This is a genomic window from Sphingobacterium sp. B29 (genome assembly GCF_001952815.1).
GTDB classification, from domain to species: domain Bacteria; phylum Bacteroidota; class Bacteroidia; order Sphingobacteriales; family Sphingobacteriaceae; genus Sphingobacterium; species Sphingobacterium siyangense.
In genome coordinates, this window is the sequence record NZ_CP019158.1 from 2,820,870 (window position 1) to 2,835,812 (window position 14,943).

At 40.5% G+C, this 14,943-nt stretch carries 17 protein-coding genes; 8 read left to right on the forward strand and 9 right to left on the reverse strand.

What is annotated here, in order from left to right:
- Position 1 precedes the first annotated feature (1 nt).
- A complete protein-coding gene (locus tag BV902_RS11580; RefSeq protein WP_075992061.1) occupies positions 2–733 on the forward strand; it encodes an FKBP-type peptidyl-prolyl cis-trans isomerase in 732 nt (243 codons plus the stop codon).
- Positions 720–1,625, forward strand: a complete 906-nt coding sequence (locus BV902_RS11585; RefSeq protein WP_075992062.1) for an aldo/keto reductase — start codon at positions 720–722, stop codon at positions 1,623–1,625. Before BV902_RS11580 ends, BV902_RS11585 begins: the two co-directional genes overlap by 14 nt.
- 6 nt (positions 1,626–1,631) lie before the next feature.
- On the opposite strand, the gene kdsB is transcribed toward BV902_RS11585, so the two are convergent.
- From kdsB to mazG, 4 genes are all read right to left on the reverse strand, one after another.
- Positions 1,632–2,375 (reverse strand): 3-deoxy-manno-octulosonate cytidylyltransferase, encoded by a 744-nt coding sequence (gene kdsB / locus BV902_RS11590; protein WP_075992063.1) that lies wholly within the window; start codon positions 2,373–2,375, stop codon positions 1,632–1,634.
- Positions 2,376–2,463: 88 nt separating this feature from the next.
- Positions 2,464–3,081, reverse strand: a complete 618-nt coding sequence (locus BV902_RS11595; protein ID WP_075992064.1) for a deoxynucleoside kinase — start codon at positions 3,079–3,081, stop codon at positions 2,464–2,466.
- A gap of 12 nt (positions 3,082–3,093) precedes the next feature.
- Positions 3,094–4,092 carry a tryptophan--tRNA ligase gene (gene trpS, locus BV902_RS11600; protein WP_075992065.1) on the reverse strand — a complete coding sequence of 333 codons (999 nt, stop codon included), beginning with the start codon at positions 4,090–4,092 and terminating at the stop codon, positions 3,094–3,096.
- 75 nt (positions 4,093–4,167) lie between these two features.
- A complete protein-coding gene (gene mazG, locus BV902_RS11605) occupies positions 4,168–4,980 on the reverse strand; it encodes a nucleoside triphosphate pyrophosphohydrolase (RefSeq protein WP_075992066.1) in 813 nt (270 codons plus the stop codon).
- Positions 4,981–5,116: 136 nt separating this feature from the next.
- Between mazG and BV902_RS11610 the strand changes: the two genes are divergently transcribed.
- The 4 genes from BV902_RS11610 (at position 5,117) to BV902_RS11625 (ending at position 7,595) form a co-directional block, all read left to right on the forward strand.
- Positions 5,117–5,416: a hypothetical protein gene (locus BV902_RS11610; protein ID WP_075992067.1), complete on the forward strand. Its 300-nt coding sequence runs from the start codon at positions 5,117–5,119 to the stop codon at positions 5,414–5,416.
- Between the two features lie 19 nt (positions 5,417–5,435).
- The gene (locus BV902_RS11615; RefSeq protein ID WP_157626015.1) at positions 5,436–5,945 is read left to right on the forward strand and encodes a hypothetical protein; all 510 of its coding nucleotides are present in this window, start codon (positions 5,436–5,438) and stop codon (positions 5,943–5,945) included.
- Positions 5,946–6,052: 107 nt separating this feature from the next.
- A complete protein-coding gene (locus BV902_RS11620; RefSeq protein ID WP_075992069.1) occupies positions 6,053–6,736 on the forward strand; it encodes a hypothetical protein in 684 nt (227 codons plus the stop codon).
- Between the two features lie 109 nt (positions 6,737–6,845).
- Complete coding sequence (locus tag BV902_RS11625; RefSeq protein ID WP_075992070.1) at positions 6,846–7,595, forward strand: SDR family NAD(P)-dependent oxidoreductase; 750 nt, start codon at positions 6,846–6,848, stop codon at positions 7,593–7,595.
- Between the two features lie 58 nt (positions 7,596–7,653).
- Here BV902_RS11625 and BV902_RS11630 read toward each other — a convergent pair whose 3' ends face one another.
- The 5 genes from BV902_RS11630 to BV902_RS11650 all read right to left on the reverse strand — a co-directional run bounded on the left by BV902_RS11630 (position 7,654) and on the right by BV902_RS11650 (position 12,222).
- On the reverse strand, positions 7,654–9,117 hold the full coding sequence (locus BV902_RS11630; protein ID WP_083663808.1) for a sulfatase family protein: 1,464 nt from the start codon (positions 9,115–9,117) through the stop codon (positions 7,654–7,656).
- 13 nt (positions 9,118–9,130) lie between these two features.
- A complete protein-coding gene (locus tag BV902_RS11635; RefSeq protein ID WP_075992072.1) occupies positions 9,131–10,690 on the reverse strand; it encodes a sulfatase family protein in 1,560 nt (519 codons plus the stop codon).
- A 152-nt stretch (positions 10,691–10,842) separates the two neighbouring features.
- Positions 10,843–11,427 carry a YdeI/OmpD-associated family protein gene (locus tag BV902_RS11640; protein ID WP_232475750.1) on the reverse strand — a complete coding sequence of 195 codons (585 nt, stop codon included), beginning with the start codon at positions 11,425–11,427 and terminating at the stop codon, positions 10,843–10,845.
- An 8-nt stretch (positions 11,428–11,435) separates the two neighbouring features.
- On the reverse strand, positions 11,436–11,900 hold the full coding sequence (locus tag BV902_RS11645; RefSeq protein ID WP_075992073.1) for an SRPBCC family protein: 465 nt from the start codon (positions 11,898–11,900) through the stop codon (positions 11,436–11,438).
- A 1-nt stretch (position 11,901) separates the two neighbouring features.
- The gene (locus BV902_RS11650) at positions 11,902–12,222 is read right to left on the reverse strand and encodes an ArsR/SmtB family transcription factor (RefSeq protein ID WP_075992074.1); all 321 of its coding nucleotides are present in this window, start codon (positions 12,220–12,222) and stop codon (positions 11,902–11,904) included.
- Between the two features lie 213 nt (positions 12,223–12,435).
- Here BV902_RS11650 and BV902_RS11655 point away from each other — a divergent pair, with 213 nt between their 5' ends.
- Together BV902_RS11655 and BV902_RS11660 are read left to right on the forward strand one after the other, a co-directional pair.
- Positions 12,436–13,068 carry a hypothetical protein gene (locus BV902_RS11655; RefSeq protein WP_075992075.1) on the forward strand — a complete coding sequence of 211 codons (633 nt, stop codon included), beginning with the start codon at positions 12,436–12,438 and terminating at the stop codon, positions 13,066–13,068.
- A gap of 148 nt (positions 13,069–13,216) precedes the next feature.
- Entirely contained in the window at positions 13,217–14,863 is a 1,647-nt protein-coding gene (locus tag BV902_RS11660; RefSeq protein WP_237242106.1) for a carboxylesterase/lipase family protein, read from the forward strand.
- Positions 14,864–14,943 lie beyond the last annotated feature (80 nt).

Sequence of the window (14,943 nt, forward strand, 5' to 3'; positions counted from 1 at the left end):
CATGAAGTATATTGCATTAGCCCTATTATCCTTGACAACAGTCACAGGATTTGCCCAACAAAAAAAAACGAACATGACGGCGAAGAAGAAGGTCGTCACAACTAAATCAAGTACAACAAATCAACTGAAAACGAAGGCCGATTCTGTGTCTTATGCGTTTGGTGCCGATATCGGAAATTCATTAAAATCTATTGAGATCGATTACTTGAAGTCAGATGTTATTGCAAAAGCAATTTCGGATGTCTTGAAAGGGGAGAAATCGCTATTGGAAGAAGGCCAAGGAAGAGCTGTTATCCAGCAGGCGATCATGGATGTTCGTGCTAAAAAAGAGGCTGCTAGCCGTGCTGAAGAAGATAAATTTTTTGCCGAAAATGCAAAGGTTGTTGGGATGAAATCTACAGCTGAAGGAATTCAATATCTTGTTCTAAATGAGGCGGAAGGTCCAAAACCAAAAAGTGACGATGAGGTAACAGTGCATTATAAAGGTACCTTACTCAATGGAAAGCAATTTGATAGCTCATACGACCGTAAGGAGCCATTGAAACTATCCTTGGGTCAGGTGATCAAGGGTTGGCAGATTGGAATCCCGTTAATGTCGAAAGGTGCAAAGTATAAATTTTTTATACCTAGTAGATTAGCCTATGGCGAACGGGCAACAGGTGAAATTCCTGCAAACAGCACATTGGTATTTGAGGTAGAATTGCTTGATATTGGTGCAGATGGAACAACGTAAATTAGGTAATACAAGCTTAATCGTTTCGGAAATAGGTTTGGGCTGTATGTCTTTAAAAAGCAATCAGTCCAAACAATCCAAAGATATTATCCAAAAAGCTTACGAGAAAGGGATCACTTTCTTCGATACCGCTGATCTCTACGATAAAGGCCTAAACGAGATGATCGTCGGGGAGAGTGTGCAAAGCTTTCGCAAGCATATTGTTTTGGCGTCGAAAGTTGGTAACCTTTGGCGTGCAGATGGATCCGGTTGGGATTGGAAGGCTTCGAAGGACTATATTATCAAGGCTGTGGAAGGTTCGTTGTCACGTTTAAAAACGGATTACATCGACCTCTATCAGTTACATGGTGGTACAATAGAAGATCCGATAGAGGAGATTGTTGAAGCGTTTGAGTTGTTGAAGAAACAAGGGAAAATCCGTGCTTATGGCCTTTCATCAATTCGCCCAAACGTTATCAAGGCATTTTTGTCCAAATCTGACATTGCCTCAGTAATGATGCAATACAGTCTATTGGATAGAAGACCAGAAGAAGAAATCAGTGGCTTGTTGGAAGAACGGGGTGTAAGTATCGTCGTACGCGGTGTATTAGCCAAAGGTGTTCTCATCAACAAACCTATTGAACCTTTTCTTCAGTATAGTTCGGGAGAGGTGGCCCATATCGTGAGAAACTTGGCAAATCTTTCCAAACGTATCGGAAAAGACAATATGATTGTTGCACTATCTTATGTGCTTTCTAACGCAGCTGTTGGTACAGCACTCGTTGGTGTGAGTACCAAATTGCAATTTGATGAATTGATCAGAGCAAAAGCGCAGATGATCAAATTAAGTGATTCGGATAAGCAGGTACTATTGGAAGGTGTCCGGTCGTTATGCTATACCGAACACCGGTAAGCTTTACTATTTATTAAAAAATAGTTTTAATATTTTAGCGAGATCTTCTTTTGTATCCACGGCGACCGTTTCATGCGTTGTAATTGCCGTTTGAATGGCGTAACCGTTTTCTAACCAGCGCAGCTGTTCCAATGCCTCTGCTTCTTCTAGCATAGAAATGGGAAGTTGTGTCAGGGCTTTTAATGTATCTACCTGGTAAGCATATATTCCGATATGTTTATAGAATGTTTGCTTTTGTAACCATTGGTCTTTTTCCACACCTCTTAAAAAAGGAATGGTCTGCCTACTAAAGTAGATTGCTTCTCCTTTGCTGTTTCGGACAACTTTAGGGATGTTTACATTGAATAGTTCCTCCTCCGCTGTAATTTCTTTGACTAGGGTCGCTATCTGCGTAGTGGTGTCTTCAAAACAATGTGCTAAAAGATCAATTTGCGCGGGGTCAATAAAGGGTTCGTCACCCTGTATATTGATGGCAACATCATAACCTTCTATATCCGTTATAACTTCGGCGCAACGATCTGTGCCCGATTGGTGGTGCTCTGCTGTCATGACGACTTTGCCACCAAAGGAAAGTACAGTTTGTGCTATGCGTTGATCGTCGGTTGCGACAACCACTTCGTTTAATTTTGTTGATTTTTTGACCTGTTCGTAGACACGCTGGATCATCGTTTTTCCTTCGATGTCGATCAGGGGTTTTCCAGGGAATCTGCTCGATGCATATCGAGCAGGGATAATACCTAAAAATTTCATCTTTTATTTTTTATCAATGGATGGGCAATTGGAAGTTATCAAAAAGCCTGTAAAATAACGTTATTTTACAGGCTTTTTAATTCGCTGATTATTCGAACAATCCGAATAATTCGGCTTCGATCTTTTGAATGATATCGCCGAGGTCTTCTGGGTTTTTGGTGAAGTCCAGATTGTCCTTGTCCAGAATCATTACCTTACCTTCTTTGTAATTATTGATCCATTTATCGTATTTATCGTTCAGCTTCGACAGATAATCCAAGCGAATTGCAGATTCATAGTCACGGCCTCTTTTTTGGATATTATTCACCAGGGTAGGGACAGAGGCTTTGAGGTAAATCAATAAATCTGGAGGTTTGATATAGTGGATAATGCTTTGAAAAATATTACTATAGTTTTCAAAATCACGTGCGCTCATTAAACCCATATCATACAAGTTTTCGGCAAAGATATAAGCATCTTCATAAATGGTACGATCCTGAATCATATCAATGCCAGTTTCCTGCAATTTTACAATATGTCTAAAGCGACTGTTGAGGAAAAAAATCTGAAGATTGAATGCCCAGCGTTTCATGTCCGAATAAAAATCTTCCAGATAAGGATTGTTGTCTACAGCTTCAAACTGAGGTTCAAATTTAAAGTGACTGGCCAACATTTCGGTCAACGTTGTTTTGCCGGCACCTATATTTCCAACGATAGCTATGTGCATATTATTTCTAGCTTAATAAAATCTTTTAATACCAATAATCTCACGAACCTCTTTCAGTGTCTTGTGCGCAGATTCGCTTGCTTTTTCAGCGCCCATTTTTGCAACTTTAGCAATGTATGCATCATCGTTTGATATATCCTCAATACGGGAGCGTACATCGTTGGTTGCAAGTACCATATCTTCTGCCAATTGTTTTTTGAAATCACCATAACGAATTTCACATTTGTTATAGAGTTCATCAAAATGCTGTAACGTATCTGCAGTAGATACGACCTTCATTAAATCAAAAAGATTTTGGATAGCTTCAGGCTTAGGCTGGTTCATTTCCGTCGGACCAGAATCGGATACAGCGCGCATCACTTTTTTACGAATTACGGTTTCACTGTCCGATAGATAAATACAATCTGCTTCACCATTGGATTTACCCATTTTTCCCTGGCCTGAAAGTCCGGGAACTTTCACCAATTTGTCAGCGTAGGAGAACGCAAACGCTTCTTTAAAATAATCTACGTTGTATAAGCGATTGAAGCGATTGCCAAAAGTCCGCGTCATCTCCAAATGTTGTTCCTGATCTTTTCCTACTGGAACTTTTGTGCCATGGTGAATCAATATATCACAGGCCATCAAGACCGGATAGGTCAATAAACCTGCGTTAACATTGTCGGGATTGCTTCTAACTTTATCCTTAAATGCTGTAGCACGTTCAAGCTCGCCGAGATAGGCGTTCATATTCATGTATAGATAGAGTTCCGCAACTTCTGGAACATCTGATTGAACGTAAATAGTCGATTTTTCGGGGTCTATTCCTGCAGCTAAATATTCAACAATAACTTGACGAACCGTTCCCTGAAGTCCATGAGGAGTGGGGTGGGTCGTTAGTGAATGTAAATCCGCAATGAAAAAAAAGCAATTATATTCGTTTTGCATTTTCACAAAATTGCTCAATGCGCCGTAGTAATTTCCTAAATGTAATTTTCCGGTACTTCTGATACCGCTAACAACTGTTTCCATATTCCTGCGAATTTACGCATAAATTTGACAAAGTCGAATTAAATTCGGTCCGTGACTCCCTTTTTAGGGATTGCGTTATTTTTTTAATTTTTTAGCTTCATTCCAATAAACGTCCATTTCTTCTAGACTCATTTCCTGCAGTTGTTGCTTATTTTCAGCGGCTTTTTGTTCTAAATAGGTAAACCGTTCAATGAATTTTTTGTTGGTGCGTTCAAGTGCATTTTCAGGGTTTATGCCAATATGCCGTGCATAATTTATTAAGGAGAATAAAAGGTCGCCAAATTCCCCTTCTGCTTTTTCCTGATCCATTGGAAGCGCTGTCTCCAGATTAAATTCGGCTTTAAATTCGGCAAGCTCTTCCTCTACTTTTTCCCATACTTGTTTCTTATCTTCCCAGTCAAAGCCGACACCGCGAACTTTATCTTGGATACGATAGGCCTTTACCAAAGCGGGTAGGCCTTTTGGGACACCAGCAAGAACAGATGTATTGCCTTCTTTGAGCTTGATTGTTTCCCAATTGGACTTGACTTGATCTTCTGTATCAGCACTGGTGTCGCCATAGATGTGGGGATGGCGCGTAATCAATTTATCACAGATTGCATTGAGTACATCTACGATGTTGAAATGTCCTTCTTCTTCGGCAATGCGGGTATAGAATACCAGATGCATCAAGACGTCACCAAGTTCTTTTTTGATTTCTGGATAATCTTTTTCCAAAATGACGTCGGTTAATTCATACATTTCCTCCATAGTCAAATGTCGAAGGGATTCCATAGTCTGTTTTTTATCCCAGGGACATTCAACCCGTAAGGTATATAAGACATCGAGTAATCGTTGAAAAGCGAGTTGAGGTGTATGCTGATACGCTGGTGCTGCTAGATTTGCCATATTTCATCGTGTTTGGTAGCACAAAAGTAGAAATATGATTTTGAATAAACTATTTCAAATTGCGGAAAACAAAACCCTTTTGTCAATCGTTTTATAATAAAAATTAGAATTTAGATCGGATTTAGAACAATCAACTATGGAAAGAATGCATGGGTACTCCTCTGCAAGTGTTGCTTTGGAAAAGTTAAACGACTTAGGCTATACAATAGACTATAATATTGAATTTGACGATTTGTTGGCTGATGCAGATCAGTACAGAATTGACTATTTATTTCGCTACGAAGGTGCATCAGATCCTGACGATGAATCATCAGTGTATGGTATTAGCAAAAATTCGGGACAGAAAGGTGTTTTTGTTGCGGGCAATTTGTCTTTAATCGAAGGTAAGAAACGGGATATTCTATTGCAATTGGAACTCAAAGAGCGGCAGCGATAGTCTTATGGAAAAAAATGGAATGGAAACAACAGAACGGCTTGAGGAGCTTAAGCTTTGGGCCTTGAAACGTGATGGTAAAGAGGTAGAGACGGAATATCATGATCTAGCTTCGGATCGTTGGTTGCAGGTTTATAGAAATGAAGCATTAAACCTCATGAAAGCGGGGTTCTACAATAAAGTTTCGGCTTTGTTTGAGTCTTATGTTGAGGTTCATTATCCACATGAACTGGAAAAATTGATTGGCAAATTGGAACGTAGTTATGACAGTTTACAGCGTTTTAGTCCGGGATTGCTTGAAGATGGTTTTTATAATCTCGTTTTAGGCGATATCCCTTTGCTCATGGCTGGTACGATCGTTGTTTTGCTTAGGGCCAAAGAGTCTGATTTTCCATCCATTTACAATAATGATGCGGATGCCGACATGCGAAGCTCTCCAAATTGGCTTATACAGCAGTCAAACAATGATATTTGGGTTGATATGCACCAGACTGCTTTAAATAATATTCACTACCCGGATAAAATTCTTTAGTCTGGCAAAATTTTTGTAGTCGATCGTACCAGAAAGAGGAAACCTGAATAGGTTGTTCACTTTTTGGACTTTTTATTGAATTATAAACCCATTCTAAATTTTATTTTATGATGTTGTACATTGGTATTTTTGCCGTTATCGTTGTGGCTTGCGTATTCATTTCTCTTATGATGATGAAAAAGCAAAAGGAGACGGCCAAAAAGTATGAAGGTGAATCCGGGATTGCCTTAGCTCCTGCCGTAAAGGGTGAATTGTTGAATGATGAATTTAGTGAATTAAGAAAACAATTGAACGGTGCTCCAATTGATGCCTTTACGCAATGTGCGTATATAGCAACGGTGGGGGACAAAGTTGCTTCAGCTGCAGCTACGGCAGCCAAGACTGTTGCCTGGGCGGCTGTAGGTGTAAAGGCTCGTTATAATGAGCGGGATAACGCTTCTTATCTGGTGCTGAGCAACAACGAGTTGCATTACATATTTTTCGATGATGGGGAGGTGAGAGACCATTTGGTTTTTGATCATGAAACCTTGCTCGATGCGCGAACTGCGCAGATTACTAATTCTGAAAAAGTAACACGCATGGGCTCTGTCATGGGCTTGAAACCTAAGAAAATGCATCTTGACGTCAATGGAAATGGGCTCGATATTATTTATTATGGTACTGTTCAGCGTATGCCACATGGTATTATTTCTCCAGGTTCAGGTATGTTTGAAACACAGGCGAGGCTTCAGTTGATGGGGCGTTTGTTTTTGGACAGATTATATAAAAAATATCCACAGCTGCAGGGTTAACTTTTCAAGTAATGTCATTTTAGTTTCGTTTTAATTGAAGTAAATGGCCTTTTTGACTTGATTCCGCATTGCTTTTAGTAAATTGTCTGTATCATAAAATTTATATCATATGAAAATTTTAGCAGATAAAGTAGCTTTAGTAACAGGTGCGGGTTCGGGGATCGGACTGGCAGTTGCATTGGCTTATGGTAAAGAAGGTGCAAAGGTCGTTGTCTCGGATATCAACGAGCAAGCGGGGAATGAAACCGTAAAACAAATTGAATCTCTAGGAGGAGAAGCTGTGTTTTTCAAAGCAGATAGCTCATCTCCCGCTGACAATGAGGCCTTGGTTGGTTACGCCGTCAAGACATTTGGCCGCCTTGATATTGCATGCAATAATGCTGGTATTGGTGGAGAGGCTGCACTAACGGGAGATTACAGTCTCGATGGATGGAAAAAAGTAATTGATATTAATTTCAATGGCGTATTTTATGGATGTAAATATCAAATAGAAGCCATGGAGAGGAATGGAGGCGGTGTTATTGTCAATATGGCTTCCATTCATGGTACCGTGGCTGCGCCTATGTCAAGTGCTTACACTTCAGCCAAACATGCTGTAGTGGGACTGACAAAGAACATCGGCGCAGAGTATGGTCAAAAAAATATTCGTTGTAATGCGGTTGGACCTGGTTATATTGATACGCCGTTATTGGCGAAGTTGGATAAAGAGCATATCAATGCGTTAATCAGTAAACACCCTATTGGACGTTTGGGAAAGGCAGAGGAAGTCGCTGAGCTGGTTCTTTTTCTAAGTTCGGATAAATCGTCTTTTATGACCGGTGGGTATTACCTAGTTGATGGTGGTTATACTGCTGTTTAATAGATCAGTTTAAGAAAAAAGGGATCCAAATGTGTCGTGTTGGATCCCTTTTTTTGCACTATAACTGAGCTGCTGGACGTATTTCAGTCCCTTCCATGTTATTTAATCCGTCACCCAACGTGCGACGATATTTATCTGCTACCTGTTGGAGTTGTTTGACAATTTCGGGATATTGATCTTTTAGGTCTCTATCTTCACCGGGATCAATTGCAAGATTATATAATGCCAACCGGACTTTTACTGTAGCATATTTTCCTGGATACCGATCGCCGCCAATGGTTGCAGGTGCTTCGTATGTTTCGGTTTCAGCAGGAAAAACAAGCTTCCATTTTCCTTTCCGGATTGCTTTCAAATTGTTTTTATTATGATAATAAGCGAGTTCATCTCGTGGAGTACTTTGGGGATTACCCAATAGAAGCTCTGTAAAATCAATCCCATCGATTTTCTTTGTTGGCTTGGCTGCCTGGGTAATATTGACAATCGTTGGTAGTAAGTCCATATTGGTCAAAAGCTGGTTACTTACAGTTGCAGGTTTAACATGACCGGGCCAGCTTATAATGCAAGGTACTTTTAATCCACCATCAAATATAGTTGCTTTACCCTCTCTGAGCCCTCCTGTCGAACCGGCGTGGTTTCCAAACGTGAGCCATGGACCATTGTCACTCGTGAAAATAACAATAGTGTTTTCGAGCAGATGATTTTGTTCCAATGTCTTCATCACTTCGCCTACGGACCAGTCTACTTCTTCCATAATATCCCCAAACATACCGGCACCGCTTTTGCCTTTAAATTTTTCGGAAACGCCAAGTGGGACATGAACCATGGCATGGGCTAAATAGAGAAAGAAAGGGTTGTTTTTATTACGTTTGATAAAAGAGACCGCTCGGTTTGTATAATCGGTGGTCAATTGATCCTGACCATCAAAAGAATCGATAATTTTAACTGTTTTGTTGCCTTCTATTAAAGGAAGTGGGGGGTATTGGGCCCGCCAAAAAGTTGAATCTTGCCATTTTTTTCCTTCATAATCGTAGGCCCACATGTCATTGGAGTAGGGAAGTCCATAGAACTCGTCAAAGCCATTTTGAAGGGGAAGGTAAGGCTCTTTATGTCCAAGATGCCATTTTCCGACCATGCCGGTTTTATATCCTTTGCTTTTCAATAGTTCGGCGATCGTTTGTTCATCGGGGTTAAGTGCAAATTTGGCGTTATGGTCAATCGCGCCGCTAATGCCAATTCGCGTAGGGTAACAGCCAGTTAATAGGGCACTTCGGGAAGCTGTACAGATCGGCTGCGCGGCATAAAAATCGGTGAAACGAAGACCTTGTGCTGCGAGTTTATCGATATTTGGCGTTTGGTAGGGGCCACCACCATAGCAGACTGGGTCGGCATAGCCCATATCATCCATTAAAATTATAATGATGTTTGGGAGTGGAGCTGGTTTATTCTCATCCGTAATAGAAGATGCTGAAGCTCCAAGGGTAAATAAGAATGGTATAAAAGAAAATATATACTTCAAATCCATCGTTTGCATTTAATTATTTAACGATTAAGTTTTCTTGTTTGAGAACCTGCTGAAAAGCTGGTCTTGTTGCATCATCATCGCCCGCTTCAGCTTTAAGTATAGCCAACTTTTTCTTCAACCTGGCAATTTCTTTGATATATTTTTTGTCTAGAATGGCATTGTGTGTTTCCATGGGATCTTGCTGCAAGTCATAGAATTCCCAAGCAGGAGCTGTTGTTTTAGAGTCGCTGCCCGTCATTTCTAATGGCTGTCCATAGAAGTAGATCAGTTTGTAGCGTTCATCACGGACTCCAAGATGCGCCGGGCGTATTGGTGCATGTTGCCAGTAACGGTAATACATGGCAGACCGCCATGCTTTGGATGTATTTCCTTTGAGGTTATTCCGAAAGCTTTCGCCTTGGATGTAGGCGGGTTTTTTGATGCCGGCATAATCTGCAAATAGTGCAGCGAAATCGATATTTAGAATCATGTCATCTAATCGACTACCAGCTTTGATTTCTTTGGGGTAGCTGATCACAAAAGGCATGCGCAGTGATTCTTCGTACATCAATCGTTTATCCATAAAATTGTGTTCTCCTAAGAAGTATCCTTGGTCGGAAGCCAGGATCACAACGGTATTTTCGTCCAAATTTGCCGTTGTAAGATAGCGCATAATTTTCCCTAGATTATCATCGATTCCAGCGACGCAACGCAGATAATCTTTGAGGAACTTTTGGTAGATCTTTTTGCGGGCTTCCAAAGGGTCCATTCCTTTTGTTGAAAACGGAAGCTCAGGATAAGATGTCCAAAAGGGGCCTACCGAAGCTTGCTCATAACGGCGGCCAAGCTCTTCCAAGGGCTGCCCTTCGAAAGAGCGTCCAGTTGTGATTGCTCCTGAATCCAAAAATGTCGGGGGATAAGGAAACTCCACATCTTTGTAGTAATCTTTGAATCGTTCGGCAAAATCAAAGGGTTCATGCGTCGCTTTGTAATGACACATTAAGAAGAAGGGTTTATCGGGGTTGCGTGATTTTAACCAGTCCAAACTCATCGTTGTGGTGATATCATCTACATAGCCTTCGTAGGGTGTACCAGCCTCTTCCTTATCATTCCAGTTGTCTTTAGAGAGGTAAGTCGGGTTATGATAAACACCATGTCCAGGAAGAACTTTAAAATCGTCAAATCCACTTGGCCTTTTTTTCAGATGCCATTTCCCAAACACAGCAGTTTGGTAGCCCGCATTGCGCAGATCCTTGGCGATATTTTCCTTATCGGGATCCAACGCATCTTCCAGTGTGTAGACTTGGTTTTTATTACTGTACTGTCCTGTCAGTATGGTTGCACGGCTAGGGGTGCAAATTGAATTGGTACAGAATGTATTATTGAGTACCGCCCCCTGACTGGCTAATTTTTCAATATTCGGATTTTTGACAAAATCTTTTAAAATACCGCCATATACGCCCCATGCTTGGGCTGTGAAATCGTCCGTCAGGATAAAGACAATATTGGGGCGTTGTGTTGCGTTGTTCTTTTTCTGTGCTTGTGAAAAAATGGGCAATAGGCCGCAGATGAGCAATACAAATTTTTTATTCATGTGAATTCAGCTATATATTAGTCGACGAATTGACTATATCGGATTGCAATAATAGTTATAATCGTTCGTCTTGGTCTGGTTCTGTCCATTTGATTGTAGACAAATCTACTCTTTATAGACAAATATATAACGGATAAACTGTAATAAATATGTTAGTCATCAATACCTTTTCCATCTAGAATATGCTGATAGTATTTTTCGATTCTCGCCGCTCGTGTTTTCTCTTGTTTTGCCTGGTTAAAGTAGAATAGATACCCTTTTTGTCGACCTGGTGTAAGTGATTGAAAAGCTTTTTGAAGTAAAGGGTCTTCAAGTAAGGCACGCTTAAATTCTTCCGGTACAGGGTAATCGGCAGCTTTCCGCATGTCAACTTTCTTGCCTGATTTTTCAATTTCGATGGCCTCCTGAATATAAGCCGATATCACTTCTCGCAATGATTCTATCTGCTCAATAGTGGTGAATCTAAGCTGTCTGGCTGACTGAACATTTTCGGTTTGCTGGATCAGTATATTTTTGGGATCTTTTAATAATGCACCTTTATGGAATAGCAGCGCACAGTATTCTTTAAACCCGTGTATCAATACGACATTTTTACCTTCAAATGTATAACAAGGATGCATCCATTTATAATCCTCTTGCAGTGTTTTATTGCCACGGACAATTTCTCTCAACAGATTGAATTCTTCATTCCATCTTGTCGCATTTTCAAAAAAATGTTCAATTTTTAGATTCATCATGTAGTGCTTTAGGTAAGTTTAGCAAGAATTTCTTGTAATCTTTTGTGCGCCATATTGATTCCTTGCGCAAAGGGCATCTGTAACAGCTGGTTCCGAAATGCGACCGACTGAAATATTATATGGATGTGAAGCCTGCTGCGTTCTGCACTTATTTTTTCAAATGTTAAATATTCCAACTGCACAGGAAATGCGCTGTTTTCCATTTCAAAAGTCCGTGTGATGCGTTGATTGGGGAGGAATTCATGTATCGTTCCATTTGCTTTGAACATGACCTGGCCATTGTGCGAAGTTTCAAAGGCATAGGAGCCATGCTTTTTATTTTCCAATTTCAGGACTTTAGTTCCCATCCACTGTTCGAAAATTTCGGAATCCTCGTATGCTTTGAAGAGCAGTTCAACAGGCAAATCGAATTCCCTTGTAATGATAATCTCCTGTTTATTATCCTCAGCCTGGACGTTAGTTTTTGACTCCATATTATTTGTTCTTGTAGTTTTGCATAATAGTTTCCAATTTATCGAATCTGTCGTCCCACATTTGACGGAAAGGTTCAATAAAATCCGCAATTTCTTTCATCTTTGGTGGGTTCAATTGGTAGTATATCTCACGTCCATTTTGTTGAGACTTTAATAATTCACATTCCGTCAATATTTGCAAATGTTTTGAAACGGTCGGTCTTGCTGTATTGAAATTGGCTGCAATTGCACCAGCAGTCATGGCTTGTGAGGTTAGAAGAAGTAAAATTGCTCTTCTGGTTGGGTCTGCTATAGCTTGGAAAACATCTCGTCTTAAGTTCATATTGATCTATTTGATTACTAATATAAGTGTAGTTATTTGACTACGCAAATTTTTTATAAATTATTTATAACGGAATAGATGGGGGTGGAGCTAACGTGGATCAACGAATAAAAATTTTTTCCTAGCGAATTTAAAATGAAAGCGATCGGGAATTAAACCTAGGGATCAATGTTTGGTGAATAATGCTAAATTAGCGTAATTAATTATAGCAGGATGAAAACACAGTTATCGTATTTAAAAAAATTAAGCGTATTAGGGACGAAAACCTTAGTCAAATATTATTTGCTGGCTATTGTTTCGACTTTACTGTATTTGGTGGTTGGCAGTTTTCAGTTTAAGGCTAGTCATGAAGCTTTCTTTTCGACGGTTAGTCCTGCGCAAGCCGCAGCTAAATTCATTTGGCTGATTGGACTGATCCTGCTACCTGTACTACTTTTTATTTTTAGCAACAAATATGTGTTTTCAAAGATTGCAAGTCTTGTTGTAGAAGAAAGGCAGGATGATCTCATTCTTCCGGCATTTGACAAAGTATTATTAATTTTTCAATCGAATCAGCCCGATGTAATACAAAATGTCGCTGATTATTCTTTTGCAAAACTTAAATTGATCAATGACGTGAAAAATAATAAAATCGAGAGCCCTTGGGTGCGACGCATTGTCATTTTTGGTCTGAATAAAGTGAGATTTGATGCCCTCGATTTAGACAAGAACGATAGCTTTTATGCGATCGTACGATCGAAGTTTATCCATGTACTCGAAATCTTAACAGAACCAAGTAGCAAACCATTTTGGCTATGTATTCTTGCGCAATGGCTTATTCTACTTTTTGTCTGGCTGGCCAACTAAATGTGTTGATCACTGCAAGCAAGCAAGCAAGCAAGCAAGCAAGCAAGCAAGCAAGCAAGTGCTGAAATAACAGAATATCACGACGGTATAAGTTTTATTTTGTATTTTAACTGTAAGAAAAAAAAACATAGATTTTTAAATGGATGTTATGATGAAAAATATTTTTTTTACTGTTGTTCAGCTTTTGGTTGCATCATTTGTTTTCGCACAAATGCCTCAGGTAAAGGTTGAAGAGGGGATATTAGAAGGAATTACTTTGTCAAGTGGGGTAGAGTCCTTTCGAGGGATTCCTTTTGCAAAACCGCCAGTAGGTGACCTGAGGTGGAAAGAACCGCAAGCTGCTGAACATTGGTCTGGCATCCGTAAAGCAGATCATTTTGGTTATTCTCCGATGCAGAAACCGATCTATGGGGACATGCGATTTCGGTCACCAGGCATCAGCGAAGACTGTCTCTACCTGAATGTATGGCGTCCAAAGAATCTTGGTTCAGGTAAACTTCCTGTTTTAGTTTATTTTTACGGCGGAGGTTTCAATGCTGGTGATGGATCGGAAAATCGCTATGATGGTGAAAGTTTTGCCAAAGAAGGTCTTATTGTCGTTACTGTCAACTATCGCCTTGGTATCTTTGGCTTTTTTGCGCATCCGGCATTAACCGAGGAATCTCCGAAACATGCTTCCGGAAATTATGGACTGCTGGATCAACATGCAGCTTTGGTTTGGGTCAAGAAAAATATTGCTGCATTTGGTGGGGATCCCGATGCCGTCACCATCGGTGGTGAGTCGGCAGGGAGTATGTCGGTTTCTGCCCAGATGACGAGTCCGTTGTCCAAAGGACTATTTAAACGTGCTATCGGTCAGAGCGGAAGTGTTTTTAACTTGCGGTATGGCACTGCCTCTATTACGGAGCAAGAGCAACAGGGGACTGCGTTTGCAACGCGCATAAATGCCGAAGGGCTTGATCAACTGCGTAAAATTCCTGCGGCCGAACTCCTTGATAAAGCCAGCGAGCCAGGGGCCTTTGCGACCCGTTTGATTGTTGACGGCTATTTTCTGCCTAAATCTCCTTTGGCTATTTTTGAGGCAGGGGAACAGTCTAAAGTCCCGCTACTTGCAGGCTGGACGTCTACGGAAGCCCCATATACCGCCTACATGGGTAAATTGTATCCATCTCCGGAGAATTATGAAAAGTTGGTAAGAGCACAATATGGCGTTCAGGCTGACGAAGTGCTCACGCTTTATCCAGGAAAGACAGAGGCGGAAGTCATTCGGTCAGCAACTGCCTTAGGTAGCGATAATTTTATCGTTTATAGTACCTGGAAATGGCTTGATTTGCAACGAAGAAATAGCGGTCAGCCAGTCTTCGTTTATATATTCGGTAAACCGCGACCACCCATGCAACCTGCATATCGCGATGCACAAACCGGGCTTGCCGGAGGAATTAGCAAGAAATCTGCACAGGAAGCCAAGGAAAAAAGTCCAAAGCCCCTGCCGGGTGCTTTCCATGCAAGTGATATTGAATATTTATTGGGAAATCTGCAGAGTAATGATGTTTTTGCCTGGACTGAAGATGATTACAAGGTGTCAAAACTTGGTCAGCGGTACTTTGTTAATTTTATCAAGACGGGCGATCCAAATGGAAAAGGGCTGTCAACATGGCCGAAAACAACAGCACAAGATAAGCGCATGAATATTCTGAATTTGAATATCGAGGTAAAAGCATCTGCTGAAGAATTTCGGAACAGATATCTTTTTCTGGATAAATTGTTTGTCGACCGTGAATATAAATCCAGATAAACGCCTTATTTATTCAACTTATAGCAGTGGTTAAGTCGTTTATCTATCAGGTAAATTAAAGTGCTTTTTTATTTTACGGC